The sequence below is a fragment of the Vreelandella sp. EE27 genome, from assembly GCF_968206495.1.
The window spans coordinates 395,776-420,638 of the sequence record NZ_OZ309109.1; the positions used below are offsets into that span (position 1 = coordinate 395,776).

A 24,863-nucleotide genomic window follows, 5' to 3' on the forward strand; every position below is an offset into this window, starting at 1 on the left:
ATGAGCAAGCAAGCCATGAGTAAACCCGGCAGTACACAGGCGGCCCCCCACCAACAAGCCTTCGATGAGCCGCTTTGGTGGGGGCTTTTCAGCGCGGGCGGCGTCTGTTTTGCCGTCCTTTTGCCCGCCGTTATCCTGTTTATTGGCGTTTTGTTGCCGCTTGGGCTGCTGCCCGCCGACGCGCTAAGCTACGGGCGGGCCACGGCGCTACTGTTCAGCGTACCGGGCTTTTTGTTTGTCGGCGCAGTGGTGTGCCTGCCGCTCTTTCATGCTGCCCACCGGCTGCGCCATGGCCTGTTCGATATAAGCGTGGGCCGCGACGGCTTCAACAAGAAACTGATGTACGGCGCGGCTACGCTGCTGAGTATGCTGGCATTAGGCCTGGTGGTGGCCGGTATGCTGAGCTGACCGGGACGCAGAACGCCTTAACCGATTAAAAGAGACTGACATGATTAACGGACTGACTGAATCAGAACTCTATGCCCCCATCGAGTGGCAGGACAACTCCGCAGACTACCAGGATATTCTGTATCACACCTCGAGCGAGGGCGTGGCCCGCATCACCATCAACCGGCCCGAGGTGCGCAACGCCTTTCGCCCGCAAACGGTCAATGAAATGGCCCAGGCGCTCAACCGCGCCCGCCACGACAGCGCTATCGGCGCCATTCTACTGACCGGCGCCGGGGATAAAGCGTTCTGCTCCGGCGGCGACCAGCGCATTCGAGGCGACTACGGCGGCTACCAGGACGAAGAGGGCACCCATCACCTCAACGTGCTGGATTTTCAGCGTGATATTCGTACCTGCCCCAAGCCGGTGGTCGCCATGGTGGCGGGCTACGCCATTGGCGGCGGCCACGTGCTGCACCTGATGTGCGATTTGACCATCGCCGCCGACAACGCCGTGTTCGGCCAGACCGGCCCCAAGGTCGGCTCGTTTGACGGCGGTTTTGGGGCCTCGTATCTGGCGCGCATCGTGGGTCAGAAAAAGGCCCGGGAGATCTGGTTTTTGTGCCGCCAGTACAGCGCTGACAAGGCGCTCGACATGGGCCTGGTCAATCACGTGGTGCCGCTTGCCGAGCTAGAGCGTGAGAGCGTGCGCTGGTGTCGCGAGATGCTCCAGCACAGCCCCATGGCGCTGCGTTGCCTGAAGGCCTCGCTCAATGCCGACTGCGACGGCCAGGCCGGGCTTCAGGAGCTGGCCGGCAACGCCACCATGCTCTACTACATGACCGAAGAGGGCCAGGAAGGGCGCAACGCGTTCAACGAAAAGCGCCGCCCAGACTTCTCCCGCTACCCGCGTAACCCCTGATGGCGCGGGCGCTCTACCGCTACGCGCTGGCGCTGACTAAGCCGCTGATCTTCAACGGCCAGCGGCTGACCCACCGCGAGGGGCTGCTGGTCGAGATTGACGGCCAGTGGGGCGAGATCGCCCCGCTGCCGGGCTTCTCCCGCGAGACACTGGCCCAGGCCGAAGCCGAGGCGCTTGACCGCCTTGCCGCCCTCGAGCGCGGCGAACCCATCGCCCCGCAGCTTGCCTCGGTGCAGTTCGGCCTCGACTGCGCCCGGCGCGCCTGGCCCGAACACTTGCCCGAGGCGGCCGCCCCTTATCCGCTGCTGCAGGGCACGCCCGCCTATCTGATGGTCGCTATCGAAGTCCGCCTCAAGGCCTGGCGAACGGCGCCGCCTGCGCGCCTCAAACTCAAGGTCGCCCGTTACCCCCTCGATGAAGAGCTGGCGCTCATCAAGCGGCTAAGCGAGCGCCTGCCCACCACCCGGCTGATCCTCGATGCCAACGGGGGCTTTACCCGCGAGCAGGCGCTGCGTTTTTGCGCCCGGCTGCCCGAGGGGCAGGTCGACTATCTGGAAGAACCCTGCGCCGCGCTTGCCGACACCCAGGCGGTGGCCGAGGCGACCGGGGTGGCGTTTGCGCTGGACGAAACGCTCTCGCAGCAGCGCCCCTGGCAGCCCCACCCGCAGCTCGCGGCGCTGGTCATCAAGCCCACGCTGGTCGGCTCGCTCTCCAAATGCCAGGCGTTGGTCGAACGCGCCCGGGCGTTGGGGCTTCGGGTGGTGGTCTCGTCGAGCTTCGAATCCGACCTAGGGCTAGGCCTCCTTTCGCGCCTTGCCCGGGAGTGGGCGCCTGGCCAGCCGCCGGGGCTCGATACCGCGGACTCGCTTGCGGAGCGCATCACCGATGAGCGCGGCGCGGTCCTGCGTGAGCGCTGCCAGTGCCTTTACCGCGCCGAGTGAGACGCCATTACGTTCCCCGTTATCCACTTCATTCAGCCATCGTCAGGAGTGTTGCGTGACCGAGCCATGCCCCATCCATTACTGGGCCACCCAGACCCCCGAACATACTGCGATCGAAGCGGGCGACCTGCGGATAAGTTACCGCGACCTGGACCGCCGCGTGGCCGCCCTTGCCCAGCAGCTGGCGCGACACGTCCCGCCCGGCGAGCGGCTGTTGGTGCCCGCCCGCGGCTCGCTTGAAGCGCTGTTGCTGGCCTGGGCCTGCCTGCGCGCCCGCGTGGTGTTCTGCCCGGTCAACCCGGCATTTCCCGCTGCCCAGCAGCTCGCCATGGCGGCGCGCCTGCCCGCGCGTTTCGTGGCCCAGCCCGAAAGCATCAGCGCGGAGCTTACAAGCGCCAGGGCACTGACGCCGCTGGCGCTGGACTTCACCGCCGAGGCCGAACCGGGCGAACCCACCCTCGACCCAGAACAGCCCAGCAACACGATTTTTACCTCCGGCTCCAGCGGCACGCCCAAGGCGGTGCAGCACCGGCTGGGTAACCACCTGGCCTCCGCCCGAGGCTCGGCGTCGTTCATTCCCGTCGACCAAACGAGCGGCTGGCTGCTCTCGTTGCCGCTTTTTCATATCGGCGGCTACGCCATCGCCTTTCGCGTTTTTCTGGCCGGCGGGCGCGTCATTATCGACGACGGCTCGCCCTTATTGGCGCGCCTCGAGCAGCGGCCGATCACCCACCTGTCGCTGGTGCCCACCCAGCTCTGGCGCCTGCTCCACGCGGGCTTCGACCCGCAAAAGACAGCGCTGCGCGAGCTGCTGCTGGGCGGCGCGGCGATCCCAACGCCGCTGGTCGACAAAATGACCGGGCTCGGCCTGACCCCCAAAGTGAGCTACGGGCTCTCGGAGATGGCAAGCCAGGTATGCACCGGCCTGCCCGGCGACCCCGGCGTGGTCGGCGTACCGCTACCCGGGCGCGAGGTACGCATCAAAGAGAGCGAGATTCAGGTGCGCGGCAAGACGCTCTTCGACGGCTATTTGCGCGAAGGGCAGCTCGACCCGGCGGTGGATAGCGAGGGCTGGTTTGCCACCAAGGACAAGGGTTACTTCACCGAACAAGGCGAGCTGGTGGTTGAGGGGCGGCGGGATAACGCCTTTATCTCCGGCGGCGAAAACATCCAACCCGAAGCCATCGAACAGCGTCTGGTCGACCACCCCGGCATCGCCCAGGCGCTGGTGGTGCCCGTGCCCCACCCGGAATGGGGCGAACGCCCGGTGGCCTTCATCGACTACCACGCCGAGGCGGTGGCCGAAGCCGCGCTCGACGCCTGGGTGCGCGAGGCGTTGCCCGGCTTTATGGTGCCCGATGCATGGCTTGCCTGGCCCGAGTGCGTGGGGTTCAAGCCCTCGCGGCAGGCGTTTGCGGCGAAGGCGCGGGAAGCGCTTGGGCAAGTCGAAAAAGCTGGTGAGTGTACATCTACGACCTATGACTGATGGGTGTCATCAAATTTTTGCGTGATCTAAGTTAAGTTTGGCGATAGGGTATGGTTGAATCGAGTAAAACGAGCGGGCACGCGAACAGTGGATAGGCTGTCTGGAAATTTATCGGCGGTATAGTGATCAGTAAGTTAGGGTCCGCGGGCGGGCCACATAACCCCAATAAAAGCGCCGGCGCGTTTATTGGGGTTATGTAGATGGGCATATAATCGCTGTTAAACGTTATCCAAGGATTGAACATTGAAAGAAGAACATAGATCTTATCTGCTAGAGTTGGATTATGGGAACCGGAAAGGAGAGAGGGACTTTGTAAAAGACATTCTGTCTCGATACGATAGAAACACCTTAGTAGGGTCACTTCTTTTTGTTAATAACAATCCGTATCACTTCGAACTTTTGTGGTTTCTAAACTTCGAGAAATCACATGAAGATTTTGATAAGTATTTGGCTAGCAAATATCCAGCTACGAAAAGAGCCTATAATCGGTTCGTTGATGACCTCATGGCCTCGATGGGCAATAAGTCGTACAACGTTATTTCAGTGAGCAATCCGGAAGACGTGGATAAAAATATGACGTCTGAAACAAACGAAGCGTTTTTCTTTCCAGACAGAGATGTATTTTTCGGCATATGGGGTAAACCAGTAACTATGGATAAATTCACAGTATTTTTATCTCATTCCAGTAAGGACAAGAAATTTGTAGATAGTATATTCAATGAGCTTCAAAAATCTGAAGTTCGCGCCTGGTATGACAAAGAGGAAATTGCTCCGGGAGAAAGTATTACCGACAAAATAAATGATGGGCTAAGGAAGTGTGATTTTGGTCTTATATTCCTTTCAAGCAATTTCCTCAATGGAAAATCAGGATGGACGACTGCTGAGGCAAACTTTTTTATGCAGCAGAGAATGAGAGACAGATCAAAGAAATTCGTGATAATCAATATTGATGTTGACCATCCTGACATGCCGCCTCTGATGCAAGATTATAGGTATATCGATGCTTCAAGTGATGGATTTATGGAGGACATAAAGAAAGCGATTAGTCATCACCAGAAAAACGTTTAACAAGCGCATCAATTAGGACGCTCGCAAGCTCGCGCCTATTACGCGGGCGTTATATTAAATTTGGAACCGTGTATGGAAAAGACACTTCAGTCAGGCTGGTTTGATATATTCAGAAAAAAGTTGATGGCTGAGTTTAATTTGGATGTCAGGAAAATTAAGAATTATCAGCCAGATATGTCTCCAATAGTGTATTGCTGTTTACAGCACAGGCGAGTTAAACCTAAGCCAAGAAATGTAATTTTAAGCAAAAAACTCCAAGAAAGCTCATGGGCTACTAATAAAGAATGGATGTCGCTTCAAGAAAGCATTAAAAAAGGAGATGATATAAATGGGTATATGAGTAAGAAAATAAATGAATGGCAGGCAGTTGATTATTTGCTCTATACATGCAATATATCGCATTTTCACTTGTATAAAAATAAGAAAGGGGGGGTCAGAGAGTCTTTGGTTTTCGGTATTTTTACGAAAGATTTTTTTTATGCCCTAGATATTGGCGGTCATAACGACTTATACAAGGCGGACTATTTAGTTTCTATTGTTAGTTCAAATTGGCCCAGCCTAGATATTTTCAAAGTAAAAGAAGCAGCAGGAAAAACAGAAGCAGAGTTTAATCAAAAAAAATTTAAGCGAACTGCAAACGACCCTAATTTACAGTGCAACATGATAGCCCCTACATGTTTCACCGATCATAATGGCCAACGAAAAGAACTAGACAACCATCAAAATACAGCATTAATAAGCTTCAAGTTAAATGGTATTGATATTGGGAAAATACCATTTAGAGTTTACTGTGCCTACACTAATGAAATAAAGCACTTAGAGGAGCTTGACGCAAGGCTGTATGAACGCTACAAGGCAAAAAGGATGTCACTTGAGATAGATGCTAAAAAGAAAAACTATTCTGTAGAAGTCCATCTTCAGCGCAGTAAAAAACTAAATTACAAAATACCTAAAGGTTTCATAACTTGCAGCCTTTATCATCATGCCAGCAACTAAAAATATAACAATGCATTGCAGCGGACAAGCCGCTGAATGCGGCGTTGAGGCTGTAGAAAAACCCCGCTGATGGCCAGGTTTTGGTAGGATCGAGGAAACAGACGAGGAGTGGTCAGCATGCCGCGTTTCAAGGCTTATAACTACGATCAGAACGCCATGGTGGTGATCAACTACCAGGATCAGCTCCAGCCAGGTACTTTTGAACACGCCGGGCACTACCTGATCGAGCACAAGCTCGACCTATCCGTTTTCCATCCCAAGTACCGCAACGATGCGACCGGTCGGCTGGCCTATGATCCGGCTATCCTGCTCAAGATTATCCTGTTTGCTTACTCAAAAGGCATCACTTCCAGTCGTGAAATGCAATGGTGCTGCGAGACCAACATCATTTTCAAAGCCCTTTCCTGCGATACCGTTCCCCACTTCACCACATTGGCCAGCTTCGTCAGCCGCCATGCTGATGAGATTGAAGCGCTGTTCGAACAAGTGCTGCTGGTGTGCCACGAACAAGGCTTGTTGGGTAACGAACTCTTTGCCATTGATAGCTGCAAGATGTCCTCCGACGCTTCCAAAGAGTGGTCTGGCACATTCAAAGAGTTGGGCGAGAAGCGTGAGAAACTGAGAGGCCTGATTCGGCATCACCTACTGGAGCACTACACGCGCGATGAGGCCGAGACGGAAGCCGATCTGGATCGGGATATCCGTCGGGCCAAAATGATCCTCTCGTTGGATGATGCCATGAACAAAGTGGACCGTTTCCTAAAGACGAACAGCCCAAGGATGGGCCGCGGGAAGCGAATCAAGGAAGTGAAGAGTAATCTCACCGATAACGAAAGCGCCAAAATGACCACCAGCAAAGGAACGATCCAGGGCTATAACGGCGTCGCCACGGTGGATAAAAAATACCAGATCATCATTGATGCTCAGGCCTTTGGCGAAGGCCAGGAACATCACACCTTGCAGCCCGTACTGGAAACGGTCGAAGTCCGTTTTAAGAAGCTGGGGATTGCGGGCAACATCTATCAGAAAGGCACCATCGTCACTGCCGATACAGGCTTTGCCAACGAAGCTAATATGAAGTACCTGCACGAACAGCAGATCAATGGCTACATCCCCGATAACCAGTTCCGCAGCCGGGATCCGAAGTTCGCCGACCAGAAAGACAAATACGGCAAGCGCCACCAGAACCTGCCGGACAAAGGCTGGCGAGAGACGACGCCCGCCAGCGCGTTTCAGTTTGATCCAGTAGCGCTAACGTGTGTCTGCCCAACCGGCGAAAAGCTGTCCTATCGAGGGCAACGAGAAACGGACACTGGCAAGATCCGGGTACACTTTGAAGGGCGTTTGTTGCAATGTCGGCACTGCCCCAAGAAAGTCCGATGCATGCAGACCCCGAGCTCTGCCGACCATCGTAACGGCGCAGGGCGACAAGTGTCTTTTATTGTCGAGAACAACCGTTTACCCAATTACACTGACTGGATGAAGCACCGAGTTGATAGCCCGAAGGGCAAAGAGATTTACAGCCATCGCATGTCAGTTGTAGAGCCGGTGTTCGGCAATATTGGCACAACGAAAAGACTGAACCGCTTCAGCCTTCGCGGTAAGAAAAAGGTGCAAGGCCAGTGGCAGCTCTACTGCTTAGTGCACAATATTGAGAAGTTGGCGAATTATGGCCACTTGGTTGCGTCATGAAGGGCTATGAGCGGGATAAGTTGCGTTTAAGAGCAAAAGGCCGTCTTCAGCAAGCTTTAGCTGGCCGCTCAAGTGGTTAAATGCCGATATTAAGATTACTCAGCCATATATCCGGCTGGGTAAATGAATAAGGGCAAAAGGCGGTAGAGACGGCTCGAAATCGGGTTTTTCTATAGCCTCGTTATGGACAGAGGAGATGAAAGTTTGGAGCAAGCTGTATTGAAACTGGCAAAGATACAAGACGCCTTCTGCAAACTTCTTGAGCTCAAGGATGGCTGGGGGAAGGATATTCCGAAGCCTCTCAGGTTCATTCTTTTGGCCGTATCGTCGTTCTTCACGTATGGCATTTACAAAGCTCTTGGTGGGCTGGAGTTATCCCAGATCAATCTTCTTCTGGAGAAGTATTTCAGCAATCCAACTGCATTCGGCATCGGTAGCTACGTCGCTGTCTGGAGTGTCCTGGGGCTATATTCTTCACTGCTGACTGCCACGCTGGCAGCAAGTTTGGTGCCCCGTCCATAACCAGTCGGTCAACCGGACGCCAAAAGCGTACCGCTTTTGGTTCTCTCCGCTGGCGCTCCGGCGCCGGCTACTTCAGCGTTATGACGAAACGAGCCCACCCTTCAACATAAACGCCGCCTTATTGAATATCCCGATAAGCATTTCACTGCCGTTGGTTATATTCATGCGGCAGGTGGCGTTAACCTCGGCAATACCCCCTCCAACACCCGCGCCACATGCAGCACCTTCATATCCTGATATTTCCCCGCCACCAGATGAAGCCCTACCGGCAGCCCCTGGTCATCCAGCCCGCAGGGCATCGACGCTGCGGGTTGCTGAGTGAGGTTGAAGGGGTAGCTGAACGGCGTCCAGTCCATCCAATCCTTATAAGGCCCATCGGGCGGCACGTTATGGCCCGCTTCGAACGGTGATATCGGCATGGTGGGGGTTACCAGCAGATCAAAACGTTCGTGAAACGCGGCCATGTGGGCGGTCAGCGCGCTGCGCGCGCGCCGGGCGGCCAGGTAGGCCGAAAGCGATACGTTTTGGCCGCGCCGGGCAATGTCCAAAAAGCCCGGGTCCAGGGCCGCTTGCTGCGTCTCGTCCAGCTTCTCAAGCGCCTGGGTGGCGCCCGCGAACCAGAGCGTATTGAACGTCTCGAGCGGCTTGGCAAAGCCCGGGTCGACGCGCTCGACCGTGGCGCCCAGCGCTTCAAGGTGCGTGACCGCTTCTTCCACTCGCCTGGCGATGTCCGGCGCCACGTCCACGTAACCCAGGTCCGTGCTAAAGGCGATGCGGTAGCCGCTCAGGTCGGCCGGCGGGGGTGCTAGCCAGTTGGGGCCTTGTGGGTTGCCCGCATAGCCGTCCCGGCTGTCCGGTTGGGCCATCACGCTTAACATCAGCGCGCTGTCCGCGGCGGTGCGGGTCATGGGCCCCAGGTGCGAAAGCGTGCTCATGGCGCTGGCGGGCCATTGGGGTACCCAGCCAAACGTTGGCTTGATGCCGAAGGTGCCGGTAAAGCTGCACGGAATACGAATGGAACCACCCGCGTCGCTACCCTGGTGCAAAAGCCCCAGGTTGAGCGCCGCCGCCGCGCCCGCACCGCCGGAAGAACCGCCGGGCGTCAGCCGGGTATCCCAGGGGTTGCGGGTGATGCCGTGCAGCGGGTTGTCGGTGACGCCTTTCCAGCCAAACTCCGGCGAGGTGGTCTTGCCGATCACGATGGCCCCGGCCTCGCGCAGGTGGCGGCTGATGGGCGCGTCCACCTCCCATGGGCCTTCGGCCGATGTGGTGGTCGAGCCCATGCGGGTGGGCAGCCCCTTCGTCAGGGTCAGGTCCTTGATGGTCACCGGTACGCCGTCCAGCGGGCCGCAGGGCGTACCCTGTTGCCAGCGCTGGTGCGATGCCCTAGCGAGTTCGCGCGCCTCACGCTCATTGACCACGCTAAAGGCGTTCACGCGCGGGTTGTCGCGCGCGATACGGGCCAGGCAGTCCTCGACGAGGGTTTCCGGGCTGAGCGTGCCTTCGCGAAACCGCGCCAGCGCTTCACGGGCGGTCAGCGTCTCGAAGGTTTCCTGGGGAGGGGTGGTCATCACGCGCCCCCTTCATCGGTGCCCGCCGCGTCCAGCACCGCCTGGAGCAGCACATTGGCGCCAGCGTGAACGTGTTCGGGCGTGGCGCTTTCGGCCTCGTTGTGGCTAATGCCGTCCTTGCAGGGGATGAAGATCATCGCCGCCGGCGCCACGCGATTGATGAAAATAGCGTCGTGGCCTGCGCCGCTGATGATCTCCTGATGCGAAAGCCCCAGCGTCTCGGCGCCCTGGCGAACACGCTCGACGCAGGTTTTATCGAAAAACTCCGGCGCGAAGGTCGCTGTCGGCGTGAGCTCGTACTCGAGCCCGTGGCGCTTGCTGATCTCCTCGACGGCCTGGGTTACCTCGCGGCTCATCGCTTCCAGCGCCTCGGGTTCCCAATGGCGCATGTCCAGGGTCATCTTCACCTGACCGGGGATTACGTTGCGCGAGCCCGGGTGAAGCGCCATGTAGCCCACCGTGCCGCGGCCGTGGGGCGCGTGGTTGTGGGCGATACGGTTGAGCGCTTGGGTGACTTCCGCCGCGCCCATCATGGCGTCGCGGCGTAAATCCATGGGCGTGGGGCCGGCGTGGGCTTCTAACCCGGTGAGCGTCAGGTCGAACCACTGCTGGCCGAGGGCGCCGATCACCACGCCAATGGTGGTGTCGGTGTCTTCGAGGATGGGGCCTTGCTCGATGTGGGGTTCGAAGTAGGCCGCGATTTCCTCGGGGGAGACATCGTCGCTGCCGCGATAGCCGGTCTCATCCAGCGCGTCGCTTGCCGTCATGCCCGCGGCATCGGTGCGGGCCATCATCTCGTCGAATCCGAGCTCGCCGGTAAACACGCCGGAGCCCATCATGCAGGGGGCAAAGCGGCAGCCCTCTTCGTTGGTCCAGGCGGCGATCTCGACGGGCGCCCGGGTTTTGATGTCGTGCTGGTTCAGGGTGCGCACGACCTCGAGGCTTGCCAGTACGCCAAAGGCGCCATCGTACTTGCCGCCGGTGGGCTGGCTGTCCAGGTGACTGCCGGCCATGACCGTCCTGGCCTGCGGGTCGCGGCCTTCCCGGCGGGCGAAGATGTTACCGATGCGATCGATACGGACCGTGCAGCCTTCGGCCTTGCACCACTCGATGAATAAATCCCGCCCCTGGCGGTCCAGGTCGGTGAGCGCCTGGCGGTTGACGCCGCCCTTGGCGGTGGCGCCGAGCTTGGCCATCTCCATCATCGAGGCCCAAAGGCGGTCGCTGTCGGTGGTCAGGTCGGTTGGGGTGGTTTGCGTCGCGGTCATGTTGTTCTCCTCGCAGGGTTAAGCGCTGAGGGCGCCGGTCGAGCGTTGTCTGTCAACAAATCGTGCAGTTTGGAGCGTTGATGTGAATCGAAGTGAAGGCTGCCGGTGAGCATCTGGGCGGCCATCTCGGCTTCCAGGGCGCTCATGTGAAATTCCGCATCCGCCATGTGCTCGGCCATTATCTTGCGCACGCGCGGCGTGTCCTCGGCGCGGTAGGCCTCTACCAATTGACGGTGGTAGTCCTGGTTGGCCCGGTCGAACTGGCCGCGTTCGGGCACGTAAGCTTTCTTGATGACGACCAGGTCGCGCAGCATGTCGTTGAGAAACCGGCACATGAATGCCAGCAGCGGGTTGGGGCAGGCGGCCGCCAGCAGCTGATGGAACTCGAGCTCCAGAAACCGCTGATGGCGGTGATCGTCCTCGCTGGCACCACAGCCGCCGCAAGCGGCCATATTGGCTTCGAGCTGGCGGTAATCTTCCTCACTCAGCCGACCGACCACGGAGGCGGCCAGCTCCACTTCCAGAAGTTTGCGCAACTGGTACACCTGCCAGCCGTCGAGCTTTTGAAAGTGCAGAAAATTGCGCAGCATGCGGCTGGCGGGTTCCATGCCCGGCTGATTGATCACCGCGCCTCCTTTGGGGCCGGTTTTCAAGGTGATCAGCCCCTCGACCTCGAGAATCTTCAGCGCCTCGCGCACGGTGGCTTTGGCGCTGCCGTAGAGTTCCATCAGGGCTTTTTCATTGGGCAGCCGGTCGCCTTCACCGAGCGACTCAGCGGCGATCCAGCGCTTGATGTCGTCGCTGATCAGCTCGGCGAGCTTGGGGCGGCGGCCGGGCGTGGCGGGGTGAGCCATCAAGGCGCTCCTTACCGGTTACGCGTCGCGGTGGAAACGGTATCGGTGGTCAGGCGCTCCGGGTGATACTCGGCGTCGTACTCCCTACGCGCCTGGGTGAAGCGCTCGACCACCTCGGTGTCGCGGCGCTCTAACGCACGGCTCAGCCCGATAAACAGTAAAACGTTGAGCAAAAGCCCCCAGATACCAGCGTGAAAACCGAAGGGCGCGCTCAGCGGGCCAAAGGTCATCAGCAGTACGCAGGCCACGCCCGCCCACAGGCCGGCCAGGGCGGCGGTGGGGTGGGCTCGCTTCCAGGCGATAGCGCCAACGGTGGGCACGATCAGTTGCGCGGTACCCGCCAGCGCGGCAATGCCGATGGTCACCAGCACGCCGGGTACGGTGAGCGCCATGATATAAGCGGCCAGCGAGAAGCCGACCAGCGAGTAGCGCCCGATGGTCACGATGCGTATCTGGCTCGCGTCCCGGTTCACGTAGCGCTTGTAGATATCCATGGTGACCACGGTGGACACCGCGTGGATCTGGGAGTTGGCCGTCGACATCGCCGCCGAAGCGCCCGCCGCCATGATCAGCGAGGCAAGCAAATAAGGGGCGTACTCCATCAGCATGATGGGCAGGATCTGGTCGGGGTTTTCCACCCCCGGCTCCAGCAGCACGCCGGAGTAGCCCGACAGCACCGAACCCACGTAGGCAAAGGCCGCCAGGCCCAGCAAAAAGGGCATCAGGTTGAAGAGCTTGCCGTGTTTGACCGAGTACATGCGCAGCCAGATTTGCGGACCCATGAAGGCGCCGATGGCGGTAATCGCAAACAGCGAGAACCACATGGGGTAGCCCATGTTGCCGTTCGGCCCCGGCAGGGTCAGGTGCGCCGGCGAGGATTGCTGTAGCTGGCTGAATAGCGCGACGGGCCCGCCCAGCTGGGTCGAGATGTAGTAGCCCGCGTACATCATGCCGAAAAACAGCAGAGCGCCGTAGATCACATCGGTCCAGGCGATGGCGCGGATACCGCCGATCCAGACGTAAACGATGATGATGAAGTAGAAAAGCAGCGCGGCCAGCCAGAAGGGAATCAAGCCGTTGGAGGCGACTTCGATCAAGTAGGCGCCGCCGGTGAGCTGGATCTGCAGATAGGGGACGGTAAAAAAGAGAATGATGGCGGCCACGGTGATGCGCAGCGCCTCGCTGTTATAAAAGTCGCCCATCAGGTCCGAAGGCGTTAAATAGTCGAACCGCTTACCCAGAAACCAGACCCGTTTACCCACGGCGTAATACATGAAGCCAAACAGGAGATTCCAGGCAAGGGCGGTGAGAAAGACCGGCCCGTTGGTGTAGAACGTGGCGTTGGAGCCCAGAAACGCGAAGGCGCTCCACCAAGTCGCCGCCACGGTAAAAAATACCGCAATACTGCCCATTGCCCGGCCCTGAACGAAGAAGTCCTCGCTGGTGGCCTGGGATTGGCGGGCCGATAGCACCCCAACGATCAACGGGATGATCATGAAGGCCGCAATGATAAAGAGGCTGCCAGACATTATTTTTCTCCCTGATCAGCGGGGTGGTCGCCTCGACGAGCCGGTGCCGCGCTGCCCCAGTTGGTGAAATACGCCACCAAAAACGTCAGCGTCAGCATCAGCCACCAGAACAGATTCCAGGCCAGGAAGAAGGGAATACCGAGCACCGTGGGCTCGATACGATTGGCCACCAGGATGAGGGGGCTTTCCAGCATTACAAAACCAAACGCGATGGCGCCATACAGCCACAGCTTGGCAGGAGGGAAGTTCTTCATGACGAGTTAGCCCTTTGTTGATATCCGCTTTATACGTAGTTGTGAGCGGTGGTCAGCACCGTCGAGAGCCGCAAGGGCGCCGCGATGTGTGACCTGGGTAGGCGTGCTTATCGGTTTTTATATTTATTCGTATAAATACAATAATTAGGGCTATTCCAAAAAAACGTCAAGGAGTGCATGCCTGTCAGGGCCACGTATTACGTATAAATTTACTAACGTGAGCTAAAGAGAAATCTTGTTTGATAAACGTATTTCGTAACGCATGCTGACTTCATATCCCTATCGCTATGGAGTTTGCTACCGTGACGGATCTCTCCACGACCTCGCACGCTGGCGCCCAGCAAGGCGCCAACGAAACGCTGAACCAGCACTACTGGATGCCCTACACCGGCAACCGCGATTTTCGCGCTCACCCCCGTGTGATTACCGGTGCCGAGGGGCGCTACTACATCGACGACCAGGGTCGTAAGTTGTTCGATTCGCTCTCCGGGCTCTGGACGTGTGGCGCGGGGCACAACCGGGAAGAGATCCAAAAAGCCGTCTCGAAGCAGCTTGGTTCGCTGGATTTCGCGCCGGGTTTTCAAATCGGCCACCCCCTGGCGTTCGAGCTGGCGGAGAAGATCGCAAGCCTTACGCCTAAAGGGCTCGACCATGTCTTTTTCACCAACTCCGGCTCGGACGCGGCGGACACCTCGCTCAAGATGGCCAGGGCCTACTGGCGCTTGAAGGGCAAGCCCGAAAAGTCGCGCCTGGTCGGCCGCGCCAAGGGGTATCACGGTGTGAACGTGGGCGGCACGAGCATGGGCGGCATTGGTGGCAATCGTAAGCACTACGGCCAGCTGCTGGACGTCACGCACTTGCCGCACACCCTCCAGGCTGGCCACGCCTTCACCAAAGGCCAGGCCGAGACCGGCGCGGAGCTTGCCGACGCGCTGCTCGACCAGATTGCCCTGCACGACGCCTCGAACATCGCCGCGGTGATCGTCGAGCCGATGTCCGGCTCCGCCGGCGTCATCGTGCCACCCAAGGGTTACCTGGACCGGCTGCGCCAGATCTGTACCGAGCACGATATCCTGTTGATTTTCGACGAAGTGATCACCGCCTTCGGGCGCAGCGGCGCGCGCACCGGCGCCGAGGCCTTTGGCGTGACGCCGGACATCATGAACGTGGCCAAGCAGGTCACCAACGGCGCGGTGCCCATGGGCGCGGTGATCGCCAACAGCGAAATTTTCGATACCTTCATGCACGGCGGCGGGCCGGACCACGCCATCGAGTTCGTCCACGGCTACACCTACAGCGCCCACCCGGTGGCCTGCGCGGCGGGGCTGGCCTCCCTCGAGCTGTTCGAGCGCGAAGACTTCCCCGGCCAGGTGCGCGGCATCGCTCCGGCGTTCGAGGCGAAACTGCACGCGCTAAAAGGCCGCGCGAACGTGGTGGATATTCGTAATTTTGGGCTAGCCGGGGCGATTCAGCTTGCCCCGCGCGATGGCGATCCGACCATTCGCCCCCGGGATGCCCATATGGCACTCTGGGAAGCCGGCTTTTACGTACGCTTCGGTGGCGATACGCTGCAGTTCGGCCCTCCGTTTGGTACCACGGAAGCCGAGCTCGAGCGGCTGTTCGACGCGGTGGCAAGTACCCTGGATTCGTTGGCATAACCGATTGGAGTAAAGCGATGAGCGTTGTTTCTCATTTCATCAACGGCGAGCGCGTCGAAAGCCCGCGCACGCTGGACGTCACCAACCCCTCGACCGGCGACGTAATCCGCCAGGTGTGCGATGCAAGTGCCGAGGATGTCGAGCGCGCAATCGAAGCCGCCCAGGCCGCGTTCCCGGCCTGGCGCGATACGCCCCCGGCCAAGCGCGCCCAAGTGATGTACCGCTTCAAGCAGCTTTTGGAAGACAACCAAGAGCGCCTGGTGCAGCTCGTTAGTGAAGAGCACGGCAAGACGCCGGAAGACGCCTTGGGCGAGCTCAAGCGCGGCATCGAGAACGTCGAGTACGCCTGCGGCGTGCCGGAGCTTTTGAAAGGCGAGTACTCCCACAACGTGGGCCCAGGCATCGATGCGTGGTCGAACTTTCAGCCGCTGGGCGTGGTGGCCGGCATCACGCCGTTCAACTTCCCCGCCATGGTGCCGCTCTGGATGTATCCCATGGCGATCGCCTGCGGTAACTGCTTCATTTTGAAGCCCTCGGAGAAGGATCCATCCTCCACCATGGCCGTGGCCGAGCTCTTGAAAGAAGCGGGCCTGCCGGATGGCGTGATGAACGTGGTCCACGGCAGCCGCGAGGCGGTGGAAACGCTGCTGGATGCCAAGGCGGTGAAGGCGGTCTCGTTCGTGGGCTCCACCCCGGTGGCCGAGGCGATCTACACCCGCGGCACGGCCAACGGCAAGCGCGTCCAGGCCTTGGGCGGGGCGAAGAACCACGCCGTGGTGCTGCCGGATGCGGATCTGGATAACGCCGCCAATACGCTGATGGGTGCGGCGTTCGGTAGCTGCGGCGAGCGCTGCATGGCGATTTCGGTCGCGGTATGCGTGGGCGATGAAACCGCCGACCGGCTGGTGGACGCCATGCTGCCCAAGATTGCCGATCTCAAGGTCGGCCCGGGTACCGACAAGGGCCTGGACATGGGCCCGCTGGTCACCGCCGAGCACCGCGACAAGGTGCTGAGCTTTATCGAAGAGGGCGTGAACGCCGGGGCAAAACTGGTCGCCGACGGCCGCGAACTTACCGTGAAGGGCCATGAAAACGGCTACTTCGTCGGCGGCTGCCTGTTCGATAACGTCACCGCGGATATGCGCATCTACCAGGAAGAGATCTTCGGCCCGGTGCTCTGCGTGGTGCGCGTGGGCAGCCTGGATGACGCCATGCAGTTGATCAACGACCACGAGTACGGCAACGGCACGTGCCTGTTCACCCGCGACGGCGAGGCGGCGCGGCGCTTCACCGACGGTATCGAGGTCGGCATGGTCGGCGTCAACGTACCGCTGCCGGTGCCGGTGGCCTACCACAGCTTCGGCGGCTGGAAGCGCTCGCTGTTCGGTGACCTGCACGCCTACGGGCCGGACGCGGTGCGCTTTTACACCCGGCGCAAGGCGGTGTCTCAGCGTTGGCCGTCGGTTAGTGAGGCGACCCGTGCGGAGTTCTCGTTTCCTGCCAATCAGAACTGATGAGAAGCGCCAGGCGTTAGCGCCTGGCGCAGCGGCATTGAGAGCCCCATCCGGATAACCGGGTGGGGCTTGTTCATGTTAATCCGGTAAGTAGAGCGTGCCTTTGCCCACCAGCACCGCTTCGCCGCCAACCTCTACCAGCTCACCCTTCATCTCGGTCTCGATCACGCTGGGCCGGCCCATCTCAACGCCCTGATGAATCGTCCAGCGGCGCGCCTCGCCTTGGGTGGCCAGGTAACCGCTAAGCGCCGCCGCCGCACTGCCGGTGGCCGGGTCCTCGCAAAGGCTATCGTGCATCGAGAACATGCGGCTGCGAATGGCGCCCACGTTATTGGTGTCGGTTTTCCGCACGTACAGATAGACCTGCTCGGCGCCGCTCGGGGCGATTGTCGCGCTCCACTCGGTGGCGGACACCTGCACGGCGCCCAAGGCCTTGGCATCACTCAGCTCGACAAGATGAAACGCCAGCCCGCAGGAGGCGACGACCGGCTTATCCATTACCTGGCCAGGTTCAAGCCCTAAAAGGGCCGCGGCGCCTTCGTGGTTGAGCGGGCTTACGTCGATGCTGGCCGCGCGGGCGGTCGTAAACGTGGCTTTTGTATCCGAGAAGCGCACGGCCAACTCGCCTACCGGCGGCGCCAATATCAGCGTTTGCTCGCGCTCGACCAAGTCGAGCTCGGCGAGCAGTTGTGCGGTACCCACGGTGGGGTGGCCGGCGAAATCCAGCTCCTCGATTGGGGTGAAGATGCGCATCGGGTAGTGCCCGGGCGCTTGGGCCGTACCCAGAAACACCGTTTCCGCCAGGTTCAGTTCGTGGGCGATCGCCTGCATGGTGGGGGTGTCGAGCGCGTCGCTTTCCAGAAACACCGCCAGCGGGTTGCCGGTAAAGGGTCGATCGGTAAATACATCGAGCAGGTAGTAATCAGCGCGTGTCATACGGGCCTCCTTGGGGTAGTGAGCTGCGCCAGCACGGGCGCTTGGCTTCGCGATTGACCTGGGCGCGGCTCATGCCGATATCGCGCAACAGGCGGTCGTCGAGGGTTAACAGCTGGCGGCGGCTGCGGCGGCGTTCGAGGTACTTGCGTAGGGTAGCGCGAAGCTGGTTCAGGCTGAAACGGGGCATGGCGAGTCTCCTTGGGAGGGCTTTCCCAAGGTAACCGGCGCGCGAATGAGGATACAGATATAGGATTTATTGATTTTAAGATACAGAGGGTCGATATTAGCGCTCTGTAGGGTAAAAGTCCTTCAATCTGTATGGTCGTTGAAGCTTTCATCGGGAGACTGGTATGACGCGTTACGAGCAAGTGGCGGGTATTCTGCGCGAGCGCATCGAGCACGATATTTACCCCGTGGGCGAGCGGCTACCCTCGATTCGCGCCGTATGCCAGGAGCTGGATGTCAGTATTTCCACCGCCCAGGAGGCGTACCGCCAACTGATGGATTCGGCGGTGATCGAATCCAGGCCGCGGTCGGGCTACTTCGTGTTGGCCCACCGGGCGCCGGCGGCGTTGCCTTCGGTGTCGCGCCCGGCCCAGCGCCCGCTGGACGTCTCCCAGTGGGACCAGGTGCTCGAGATGGTCGCCACCCAGCGCGACGATCAGCGCCTGCTGCTGGGGCGCGGCATACCCAATTTAGCGTACGAAACGCTCAACCCGCTTTCCAAAATCCTCTCGGGTCTGCACCGCCGCACCGACCTTCACGGCTTCAACTACGACAAGCTGATTGGAAGCCCGGAGCTTCGCCAGCAGGTGGCGCGCCTGGCGGTCGCCTCGGGCTGTTTGCTCCACCCGGACGACATCATGGTCACCACCGGCTGCCAGGAGGCGCTGTCCATCGCGCTGCGCACCCTGACCCAGCCTGGCGACGTGGTCGCGGTGGATTCCCCCAGCTTCTACGGCACCATGCAGATTCTCAAGGCCAGCGGCCTGAAGGCGCTCGAGATCCCCACCGACCCGCAAACCGGCATCAGCCTGGAAGCCCTTGAGCTGGCCCTGGAGCAGTGGCCGATCCGTGCTATTCAGGTCACGCCCACCTTTAATAACCCGCTGGGCTACACCATGCCCGCCGCACGTAAGCGGGCGCTCTTTCAGCTCGCCCAGCGTTTTGATGTGGCGATCATCGAAGACGACATCTACGGCGACCTGTCATTCAGCCAACCCCGACCGCCCACGGTGAAATCCTTCGATGACGATGGCCGGGTGCTGCTGTGCAGCGGCTTTTCCAAAACCGTGGGCCCCGGGCTTCGAGTAGGGTGGATGGCACCGGGGCGCTACCGCGACCAGGCGCTACATATGAAATACGTCTCCACCGGCGCCTCGGCCACGCTTCCCCAGTTGGCCGTGGCAGAGTTCGTCGCCAAGGGCTATTTCGAGCGCCACCTGCGTTTTGTTGTCCGCCAGTACCAGCGCCAGCGCGATGTGATGATCAGCTGGGTGCAGCGCTACTTCCCCGACGGCACGGCGATCAGCTACCCCCAGGGCGGCTTTCTACTCTGGGTAGAGCTGCCCGCCGCGGTGGACTGCGTACGCCTGAACGAGCGCCTGGCCACTCATGCGCTTCATATATCGCCGGGGTCGCTCTTCTCTGCCTCGGGCAAGTTTCGCCAGTGTTTGCGGCTGAACTACGCGTTCACGCTGACCCCGGCGATGGAAACCGCGGTGCGTACGGTGGGGGAATTGGCGGGGGAGATGGTGGAAGAGTCGCGTAAGCAAGTCTGATAGATAGGTAACGACCAGCCAAACCGAAATAGCCACGTAGCATGCGCTTCGATAATGCGTTATGAAGTAGCCAGTATTCATCGGCGCTTGTCGAAAAACCTTATCCAAGGCAAACCAAAACAGGAGGTGGATATGACGTTACGCACATTAAGCTGGTTGACCGCCGCGACGTTGACGGTTTCCGCCGGCTTTGCCGCCGCGCAGATGAATGAGACCTCTTCGGCGCCCCAAGAGTTGCCGGAAGAGGTAGCCGCAATGGTGGGGGAGGCCTGTGGGCCGATCGACCCCGCCCGGGGAATTGCGCCGCAGCATCACGAAATCGAGGATGATCTGGTCAGTGGCGATTTGTGGCTGGTGCCGTGCAACGCCGGTGCCTACCAGACCTCTTATGAGGCGATCTATCAGGCCGAGGACGCCGATCCGCGCAAGCTACTCTTTGCCCAGTGGCGTAACGGCAGTTGGACCGGCACCGATCAACTTTTCGACCCAACGTTCGATGCCGATACCGCGGTGCTGAGTGATCAGTACAAGGACCGCGGCGTTGGCGGCTGTGGCGGTGCGCGCACCTGGCAGTGGCAGGGCGCCGATTTTCACCTTACCGAATACCGCGCCGCCGAAGCCTGCGACGAACCCGTCGAGGAGTACCCGGTTATCTTCGAAGCCGAGTAACGGTTTATTGGGCGCCTGTCATCCCGGGCAGGCGCCGGGCCTTCTCATCTAAACACCCGTCTCGGTCGAAGGCGGGTTTTTTATGCCCGTGCGGCAGCCGTTCTCCAGGTTCGCCATTCACGCATTAACCCGGTGAAAGCTACAAACTCAACGCGACGAGGGCAGTAATCACCATCACGACCAGGCAGACCCCCAATATCCCTTTCACCAGGGGGCTGGTGGCCGCGCTATCGTTTCGCTCGACCTCGTCCAGGAAGACGTTGACGCGCATGCTGGAAAAAAACGACGCCTTGAGATTTTGATCGCTGATCCGTATGCCTTCATACCACGGTTCGGGGAAATCGATGAGCGCGGGGGGGAGCACCAGAATGTCGTCGATACTGGAGAGCGGCATGCTTTGGGAGGCCATATCGATCAGTTCGCTGCGGCGGGGGATCGAGGTGGGTACCTTCGATTCCTGTATATCGGCATTCTTCAGCGGCTTGCACACGTAGTGGCCACCCTCCTGGCCGAGTAGCAGTACGGGCACCTGTTCATCCGCACATTGAAAGCGCGCCAAGCAGGGAAAACGGTGGTCGGTGTAGTCCGGCTGAAAAGGCTCGAACTGGTTGATTACGTGGCCAGGTAGTAGCCCTTCCAGGCAGTTGCCGAACAGCGCCACGTCGAAACTTCGCCCTCGGTGGAGAAATATCCAGGCGAGATGATCCACGATACGCTCGCGTAGCGCTTTGCTGGCGCGGTGGATGCCGGTGTTGTCGGGTAGCTCTGTGTTGGCCTGACATAGCGACGCCGGCACCCACAGTGGTGTGAAGAGCGCCTTGATGTTCAAGGGTGTGGTAAAGCTGATCGTGACCTTCCAGATCGCCGAGGTATTGGCAGATTCTTTCTCCTGCGCGTCAGCGTCTGCAACGTTCAGGGTGATGTCCAGGGCTGAGGGTACGATGTCCCGCCCCATCATGGCCCGCAGCTGGTTGAAAGAGGTCAGCGCTTGTCCTTCGGCCAGGCTGTTGTGGTAGGGCTGCTCGCCTTCGAGAGGCTTTGCTGGCTCCAGGTTCAGGCCTCTTAGCAGCGGCCATCGTGTACGCTCGAAAAAGGCCTTAGCGCCGGGCGAAAGGGTGCTCAACGCAACCGCGCCTTCGGGCAGGTCGGGAAAGAGCGGGTTGGCCCAATCCAGCTCATCGTCAAATACGTAGATCGACGCTTTTAGGCTCGTGTCCTGGCTGTCGAAGGGCTCGGGGCTTGCGTCGTACCAGTACTGAACGGCGCCGTGCGGCACGGTTTGGGCATCGTGCGCTGGTGCGAAAAAGAAAATGTCCGCTTGGTAGAGGGTCTCTTTACTTTCCGGCAACGCCACCACGGCGGTCAACCCCAGTGTTAGCAGGGTCGGGCGGTCGAGATACTGGCCGTTTTCGTCGTCGAGAATGTGTAGGCCCACAGCATAGAGGTACGCATTGCGCGCCAACTCATTGAGTGGCAGTGGCTTGACGACCACTTCGCTGCCTTCTGCAAGCTTGGCTCCAGCCAGCAGGGTGTGCAAGGTGTCCGGGCTGGTGGAGGCGACGTAGCGTGACGCCGAGTCCATCTGAACGACGGCCGGCTCTTCCTCACCTGCTGCATTGCGCACAAAGGCCGAATAGAGTTCGCAGTCGGCCCATTGCAGCAATGTGCGCTGATCCGCCGATAGCCGGTCTTGCTGAAACTCGGCCAAAGAGAAGCCGTTAGAAAGCGTGTCATCCATGGTATTCATCCCTGAGTTGGATAGCCGTTTGCCGAGTTGCGTCAGAGTACTGCGGCGCGCCGTGTAAGCGCTTGGGGCCTTAATGTATGACGTGGCGTTTATTAAGGCAAAGCTAATAAGGTCATCGAGGCCGTACGCTTCCATTCAATTTTTTAATAACTACAGTCGAATTAACTCGAAATGTAAGAGATTGCCTACACGCTATGTAAGTGATCGCTTAAAAACTCCTTATATCTTGCTTTTAAGCATCGCTCCTGTAGTTTTTGCTAATCCTGAGGGCAGGAAAATAGCGCGCGGTGCGCCTGCTCTCGCTGACTCTCACTATCGCGCAGGGGGTTCGCTGCGAGCGCCATCCTGACCCGGCTTTCAAGGAATAGAAGGCGCATGCCTTTATTTATCTCGATCATTTCGACCTTCCCGACGGTGATTTTCACCATTCTGCTCAGCGTGGCCGTCATCTACTGGCTGATCTCGCTGTCTGGCATGACCGGTGACGACCTGGGCGATATGGACGGCGCCGATGGCTCCGTGGACGCCGGCGGCCTGCTGGCGACGTTAGGCCTCAAGGGCGTGCCACTCCCGCTGGCCGTTACCCTGGTCGTGCTGTTTGGCTGGCTGTTTAGCTATTTCGCCGAGCTCTTGGTGGGGGAGTACGTCGCTGCCGGGCTTTTATATGGGCTCTTTGGCCTGGTCGTGCTGGTCCTCGGGTTCTTCGTGGGTATCTTCATTACCTCCTGGCTGATCAAGCCGCTGCGCCCGCTCTTCAAGCCCGCGCTGCATTTGCCTACCGAGCAGCGCCTGGCCGGCACGCTTTGTACGATCCGCTCCGGCAGCGTCGACAGAGCCCGCGGGCGCGCCGACGCCTATATCGACGGCGACCATCTCATCCTTCAGGTGCGCAGCGACAAACCGCTGGTACGGGGGGACCGTGCGATTTTGATTAACTACCTGGCCGATGAAGACGCCTACCGGGTCATCCCGGAAGACGATTTCAACGCCGGCTCGAACGACTGACCCCCCGTTAACAGGAGAGAAAAAATGGACTTACCGTGGCTCATGCCAACGCTTTTTGTCATTGGCATCATTGTGGTTCTTTTGTTGGCGATTTTATCGCTCATTAAAACGTTCTACCGCAAGATCGACCAGGGCCAGGCGCTGATCGTCAACGACCTGGCGACCACGCCGAAGGTCTATTTCACGGGGGCGATGGTGCTGCCGGTGATTCATCGCGCCGAAACCATGCAGATCTCGGTCATTACCCTCGAGCTCAACCGGACGGGCAAAGAGGGCTTGATTTGCCGGGATAACCTGCGCGCCGACATCAGCGTGGCCTTCTACCTGCGCGTTAACGCGACCGCCGAGGACGTGCTGCGGGTGGCCAAGTCCGTGGGCGTGAACCGCGCCTCGGACCGCGACGCCGTCAACGAGCTTTTTAACGCCAAGTTCAGCGAGGCACTGAAGACCGTCGGTAAGAAGATGGAATTCATGCAGCTGTTCGACGAGCGCCAGCAGTTCCGCGATGCCATCGTCGAAACCATCGGTCAGGATCTTAACGGCTACGTGCTCGAAGACGTGGCGATCGACTACCTGGAGCAGACGCCCAAGAGCTCGCTCGACCCGAACAACATTCTTGATTCCGAAGGTATCAAGTGCATCACCGAGATTACCGCGAAGCACAATGTCGAGACCAACCGGCTCGAGCGCGATCAAGATCTCGAGGTGCAGCGCAAGAACGTCTCGGCGCGGGAAGCGGCGCTCGAATTAGAGCGTACCCAGGCCGACGCCGAGGCGCGCCAGCGCCGCGAGATCGAAAGCCTACGCTCGCGCGAAGAGTCCGAAGCCGAGCAGGTCAGCCAGCAGGAGCGCTCCAAGAGCGAAGCCGCTCGCATCAAGACCGATGAAGAGCTGGCGATTGCCGACGAGAACATGCAGCGCCAGATCGAGATGGCGACCAAGGCCCGCGAGCGCGCTGTCCAGATCGAAGAAGTGCGTATTCGCCAGGCCAAGGAGCTCGAGGACGTCAACCGCGAGCGGGCAGTCGAGATCGAACGGATCGGCATGGAGAAAGCGCTGGAAGAAGAGCGCAAGGACATTGCCGAGATTACCAGCCAGCGCATCGCCGTCGAGCGCAGCGTGGCCGAAGAAGAAGAGAACATCAACGATGTTCGCAACCGCTCCGAAGCCGAGCGTAAGAAAGTCACTCGCCTGACCGCCGCCCAGGCCGAGGCCGAAGAAAGCAAACTCAAGGAAGTGCGCGCCGCCGAAGCGGTCTTCGAGCGCTCCAAGCTCGAAGCCGAAGAAACCGTCATCCGCGCTCAGGCCGAGCTGGATTCCGCCGAGAAGCGCGCCGCCGCCGAAGAGAAGCAGGCGCGTGGCCACCAGGCACTGGCCGCGGCGGATGGTCTGGCCGAAGCCCAGGTGCTGGAAGCGCGGGCCCACGCCCAGCGCAGCGAGGGCCTGGCCCAGGCGGAAGTCAAAACCGCCAATGCCAAGGCCGACGAAGATGCCGGCATGGCCGAGGTGCGCGTGCTCGAACAGCGCCTGGAAGCCGAAGCCATGGGCGAAGAGAAGCTGGGCACCGCCAAGGCCCAGGCCCGCGAGGCGATGGCCAAGGCCGAGGCCAACGGCCTGGTCGAGAAGCTGCGCGCCTACGACAACATGTCCGAAGAAGCGCGCAACTTCGAAGAGTTCCGCATGAACCTGGAGGTTCACGAGAAGGAAGTGATGGCCCAGATCGAGGCGCATCGTGTCGGTATGCTGGAAAACGGCAAGGTCATGGCCGCTGCCCTGCAAAATGCCAAGTTCGAGCTGATCGGCGGCGACGGCGACATCTTCGAGAAGTTCGCCACCGGTATCGGTTACGGCAAGTCCATTCAGGGCGTGCTCGACAAATCGCCGGCGCTGCAGGCCACCCTTGCAGGCCTGGCCGACCGCGCCCTGGGCGCGAAAAAGTCGTCCGAAACGGTTTAACCGCCGCCTTGTAGCGCCTTCGAAAGACCGCAGGTGTTCGCCACGTGCGGTCTTTTTTGTTTTGTCGTGAGCCCTTGTCTCGCGAGCACTCATTCAGGATGGACACG

At 59.8% G+C, this 24,863-nt stretch carries 22 protein-coding genes; 14 read left to right on the forward strand and 8 right to left on the reverse strand.

Translation table 11 applies throughout. The annotated features are described in order from the left end of the window. From frdD to ACWHVV_RS01975, 8 genes are all read left to right on the forward strand, one after another. Positions 1-408, forward strand: coding sequence for a fumarate reductase subunit FrdD (gene frdD, locus ACWHVV_RS01940; RefSeq protein ID WP_447927832.1), 408 nt, complete (start codon positions 1-3; stop codon positions 406-408). 40 nt (positions 409-448) lie between these two features. Continuing rightward, positions 449-1,309, forward strand: coding sequence for a 1,4-dihydroxy-2-naphthoyl-CoA synthase (gene menB, locus ACWHVV_RS01945; protein WP_447927833.1), 861 nt, complete (start codon positions 449-451; stop codon positions 1,307-1,309). After that, positions 1,309-2,250: an o-succinylbenzoate synthase gene (gene menC, locus ACWHVV_RS01950; RefSeq protein ID WP_447927834.1), complete on the forward strand. Its 942-nt coding sequence runs from the start codon at positions 1,309-1,311 to the stop codon at positions 2,248-2,250. Before menB ends, menC begins: the two co-directional genes overlap by 1 nt. A 55-nt stretch (positions 2,251-2,305) precedes the next feature. Then, positions 2,306-3,736: an o-succinylbenzoate--CoA ligase gene (gene menE / locus ACWHVV_RS01955; protein ID WP_447927835.1), complete on the forward strand. Its 1,431-nt coding sequence runs from the start codon at positions 2,306-2,308 to the stop codon at positions 3,734-3,736. Between the two features lie 243 nt (positions 3,737-3,979). After that, positions 3,980-4,804: a toll/interleukin-1 receptor domain-containing protein gene (locus ACWHVV_RS01960; protein WP_447927836.1), complete on the forward strand. Its 825-nt coding sequence runs from the start codon at positions 3,980-3,982 to the stop codon at positions 4,802-4,804. 72 nt (positions 4,805-4,876) lie between these two features. Continuing rightward, on the forward strand, positions 4,877-5,800 hold the full coding sequence (locus tag ACWHVV_RS01965) for a hypothetical protein (RefSeq protein ID WP_447927837.1): 924 nt from the start codon (positions 4,877-4,879) through the stop codon (positions 5,798-5,800). Between the two features lie 117 nt (positions 5,801-5,917). Beyond that, a complete protein-coding gene (locus ACWHVV_RS01970) occupies positions 5,918-7,492 on the forward strand; it encodes a transposase (RefSeq protein ID WP_447927838.1) in 1,575 nt (524 codons plus the stop codon). Between the two features lie 204 nt (positions 7,493-7,696). After that, positions 7,697-8,014 carry a hypothetical protein gene (locus ACWHVV_RS01975; protein WP_447927839.1) on the forward strand — a complete coding sequence of 106 codons (318 nt, stop codon included), beginning with the start codon at positions 7,697-7,699 and terminating at the stop codon, positions 8,012-8,014. Between the two features lie 161 nt (positions 8,015-8,175). Here ACWHVV_RS01975 and ACWHVV_RS01980 read toward each other — a convergent pair whose 3' ends face one another. The 5 genes from ACWHVV_RS01980 to ACWHVV_RS02000 are packed head-to-tail and all read right to left on the reverse strand — an operon-like array spanning position 8,176 to position 13,490. Further along, positions 8,176-9,585: an amidase gene (locus tag ACWHVV_RS01980; RefSeq protein WP_447927840.1), complete on the reverse strand. Its 1,410-nt coding sequence runs from the start codon at positions 9,583-9,585 to the stop codon at positions 8,176-8,178. Continuing rightward, the gene (locus tag ACWHVV_RS01985; protein ID WP_447927841.1) at positions 9,585-10,853 is read right to left on the reverse strand and encodes a Zn-dependent hydrolase; all 1,269 of its coding nucleotides are present in this window, start codon (positions 10,851-10,853) and stop codon (positions 9,585-9,587) included. The genes ACWHVV_RS01980 and ACWHVV_RS01985 overlap by 1 nt, the downstream gene beginning before the upstream one ends. Then, a complete protein-coding gene (locus ACWHVV_RS01990) occupies positions 10,850-11,707 on the reverse strand; it encodes a FadR/GntR family transcriptional regulator (protein WP_447527600.1) in 858 nt (285 codons plus the stop codon). Before ACWHVV_RS01990 ends, ACWHVV_RS01985 begins: the two co-directional genes overlap by 4 nt. A gap of 11 nt (positions 11,708-11,718) precedes the next feature. Further along, complete coding sequence (locus tag ACWHVV_RS01995) at positions 11,719-13,236, reverse strand: sodium:solute symporter family protein (RefSeq protein ID WP_447927842.1); 1,518 nt, start codon at positions 13,234-13,236, stop codon at positions 11,719-11,721. Continuing rightward, positions 13,236-13,490 (reverse strand): hypothetical protein, encoded by a 255-nt coding sequence (locus ACWHVV_RS02000; RefSeq protein ID WP_447927843.1) that lies wholly within the window; start codon positions 13,488-13,490, stop codon positions 13,236-13,238. Before ACWHVV_RS02000 ends, ACWHVV_RS01995 begins: the two co-directional genes overlap by 1 nt. A 377-nt stretch (positions 13,491-13,867) precedes the next feature. Here ACWHVV_RS02000 and ACWHVV_RS02005 point away from each other — a divergent pair, with 377 nt between their 5' ends. Together ACWHVV_RS02005 and ACWHVV_RS02010 are read left to right on the forward strand one after the other, a co-directional pair. Next, on the forward strand, positions 13,868-15,148 hold the full coding sequence (locus tag ACWHVV_RS02005; protein ID WP_447929110.1) for an aminotransferase class III-fold pyridoxal phosphate-dependent enzyme: 1,281 nt from the start codon (positions 13,868-13,870) through the stop codon (positions 15,146-15,148). A 17-nt stretch (positions 15,149-15,165) separates the two neighbouring features. Beyond that, entirely contained in the window at positions 15,166-16,662 is a 1,497-nt protein-coding gene (locus ACWHVV_RS02010) for a CoA-acylating methylmalonate-semialdehyde dehydrogenase (RefSeq protein WP_447927844.1), read from the forward strand. 78 nt (positions 16,663-16,740) lie between these two features. Here ACWHVV_RS02010 and ACWHVV_RS02015 read toward each other — a convergent pair whose 3' ends face one another. Next, a complete protein-coding gene (locus ACWHVV_RS02015) occupies positions 16,741-17,598 on the reverse strand; it encodes a PhzF family phenazine biosynthesis protein (protein WP_447927845.1) in 858 nt (285 codons plus the stop codon). Continuing rightward, a complete protein-coding gene (locus ACWHVV_RS02020) occupies positions 17,585-17,785 on the reverse strand; it encodes a DUF1127 domain-containing protein (RefSeq protein WP_447927846.1) in 201 nt (66 codons plus the stop codon). Before ACWHVV_RS02020 ends, ACWHVV_RS02015 begins: the two co-directional genes overlap by 14 nt. 163 nt (positions 17,786-17,948) lie before the next feature. On the opposite strand from ACWHVV_RS02020, the gene ACWHVV_RS02025 reads away from it, so the two are divergent. Further along, positions 17,949-19,379, forward strand: coding sequence for an aminotransferase-like domain-containing protein (locus ACWHVV_RS02025; RefSeq protein WP_447927847.1), 1,431 nt, complete (start codon positions 17,949-17,951; stop codon positions 19,377-19,379). Between the two features lie 132 nt (positions 19,380-19,511). Continuing rightward, a complete protein-coding gene (locus ACWHVV_RS02030; protein ID WP_447927848.1) occupies positions 19,512-20,048 on the forward strand; it encodes a DUF1176 domain-containing protein in 537 nt (178 codons plus the stop codon). Between the two features lie 139 nt (positions 20,049-20,187). Here ACWHVV_RS02030 and ACWHVV_RS02035 read toward each other — a convergent pair whose 3' ends face one another. Further along, positions 20,188-21,786: a hypothetical protein gene (locus ACWHVV_RS02035; protein ID WP_447927849.1), complete on the reverse strand. Its 1,599-nt coding sequence runs from the start codon at positions 21,784-21,786 to the stop codon at positions 20,188-20,190. Positions 21,787-22,170: 384 nt separating this feature from the next. On the opposite strand from ACWHVV_RS02035, the gene ACWHVV_RS02040 reads away from it, so the two are divergent. Both ACWHVV_RS02040 and ACWHVV_RS02045 read left to right on the forward strand, forming a co-directional pair. Continuing rightward, on the forward strand, positions 22,171-22,800 hold the full coding sequence (locus ACWHVV_RS02040) for a hypothetical protein (protein WP_447895023.1): 630 nt from the start codon (positions 22,171-22,173) through the stop codon (positions 22,798-22,800). 24 nt (positions 22,801-22,824) lie between these two features. Next, entirely contained in the window at positions 22,825-24,756 is a 1,932-nt protein-coding gene (locus tag ACWHVV_RS02045) for an SPFH domain-containing protein (RefSeq protein ID WP_447927850.1), read from the forward strand. The last annotated feature ends 107 nt before the right edge of the window (positions 24,757-24,863 follow it).

What these genes read in the sequence shown, in the direction of transcription:
- frdD (WP_447927832.1), top strand. Translation starts at nt 1, where the DNA reads ATGAGCAAGCAAGCCATGAGTAAACCCGGCAGTACACAGGCGGCCCCC.
- menB (WP_447927833.1), top strand. Translation starts at nt 449, where the DNA reads ATGATTAACGGACTGACTGAATCAGAACTCTATGCCCCCATCGAGTGG.
- menC (WP_447927834.1), top strand. Translation starts at nt 1,309, where the DNA reads ATGGCGCGGGCGCTCTACCGCTACGCGCTGGCGCTGACTAAGCCGCTG.
- ACWHVV_RS01965 (WP_447927837.1), top strand. Translation starts at nt 4,877, where the DNA reads ATGGAAAAGACACTTCAGTCAGGCTGGTTTGATATATTCAGAAAAAAG.
- ACWHVV_RS01970 (WP_447927838.1), top strand. Translation starts at nt 5,918, where the DNA reads ATGCCGCGTTTCAAGGCTTATAACTACGATCAGAACGCCATGGTGGTG.
- ACWHVV_RS01980 (WP_447927840.1), bottom strand. Translation starts at nt 9,585, where the DNA reads ATGACCACCCCTCCCCAGGAAACCTTCGAGACGCTGACCGCCCGTGAA.
- ACWHVV_RS01985 (WP_447927841.1), bottom strand. Translation starts at nt 10,853, where the DNA reads ATGACCGCGACGCAAACCACCCCAACCGACCTGACCACCGACAGCGAC.
- ACWHVV_RS01990 (WP_447527600.1), bottom strand. Translation starts at nt 11,707, where the DNA reads ATGGCTCACCCCGCCACGCCCGGCCGCCGCCCCAAGCTCGCCGAGCTG.
- ACWHVV_RS01995 (WP_447927842.1), bottom strand. Translation starts at nt 13,236, where the DNA reads ATGTCTGGCAGCCTCTTTATCATTGCGGCCTTCATGATCATCCCGTTG.
- ACWHVV_RS02000 (WP_447927843.1), bottom strand. Translation starts at nt 13,490, where the DNA reads ATGAAGAACTTCCCTCCTGCCAAGCTGTGGCTGTATGGCGCCATCGCG.
- ACWHVV_RS02005 (WP_447929110.1), top strand. Translation starts at nt 13,868, where the DNA reads ATGCCCTACACCGGCAACCGCGATTTTCGCGCTCACCCCCGTGTGATT.
- ACWHVV_RS02010 (WP_447927844.1), top strand. Translation starts at nt 15,166, where the DNA reads ATGAGCGTTGTTTCTCATTTCATCAACGGCGAGCGCGTCGAAAGCCCG.
- ACWHVV_RS02015 (WP_447927845.1), bottom strand. Translation starts at nt 17,598, where the DNA reads ATGACACGCGCTGATTACTACCTGCTCGATGTATTTACCGATCGACCC.
- ACWHVV_RS02020 (WP_447927846.1), bottom strand. Translation starts at nt 17,785, where the DNA reads ATGCCCCGTTTCAGCCTGAACCAGCTTCGCGCTACCCTACGCAAGTAC.
- ACWHVV_RS02025 (WP_447927847.1), top strand. Translation starts at nt 17,949, where the DNA reads ATGACGCGTTACGAGCAAGTGGCGGGTATTCTGCGCGAGCGCATCGAG.
- ACWHVV_RS02030 (WP_447927848.1), top strand. Translation starts at nt 19,512, where the DNA reads ATGACGTTACGCACATTAAGCTGGTTGACCGCCGCGACGTTGACGGTT.
- ACWHVV_RS02035 (WP_447927849.1), bottom strand. Translation starts at nt 21,786, where the DNA reads ATGGATGACACGCTTTCTAACGGCTTCTCTTTGGCCGAGTTTCAGCAA.
- ACWHVV_RS02040 (WP_447895023.1), top strand. Translation starts at nt 22,171, where the DNA reads ATGCCTTTATTTATCTCGATCATTTCGACCTTCCCGACGGTGATTTTC.
- ACWHVV_RS02045 (WP_447927850.1), top strand. Translation starts at nt 22,825, where the DNA reads ATGGACTTACCGTGGCTCATGCCAACGCTTTTTGTCATTGGCATCATT.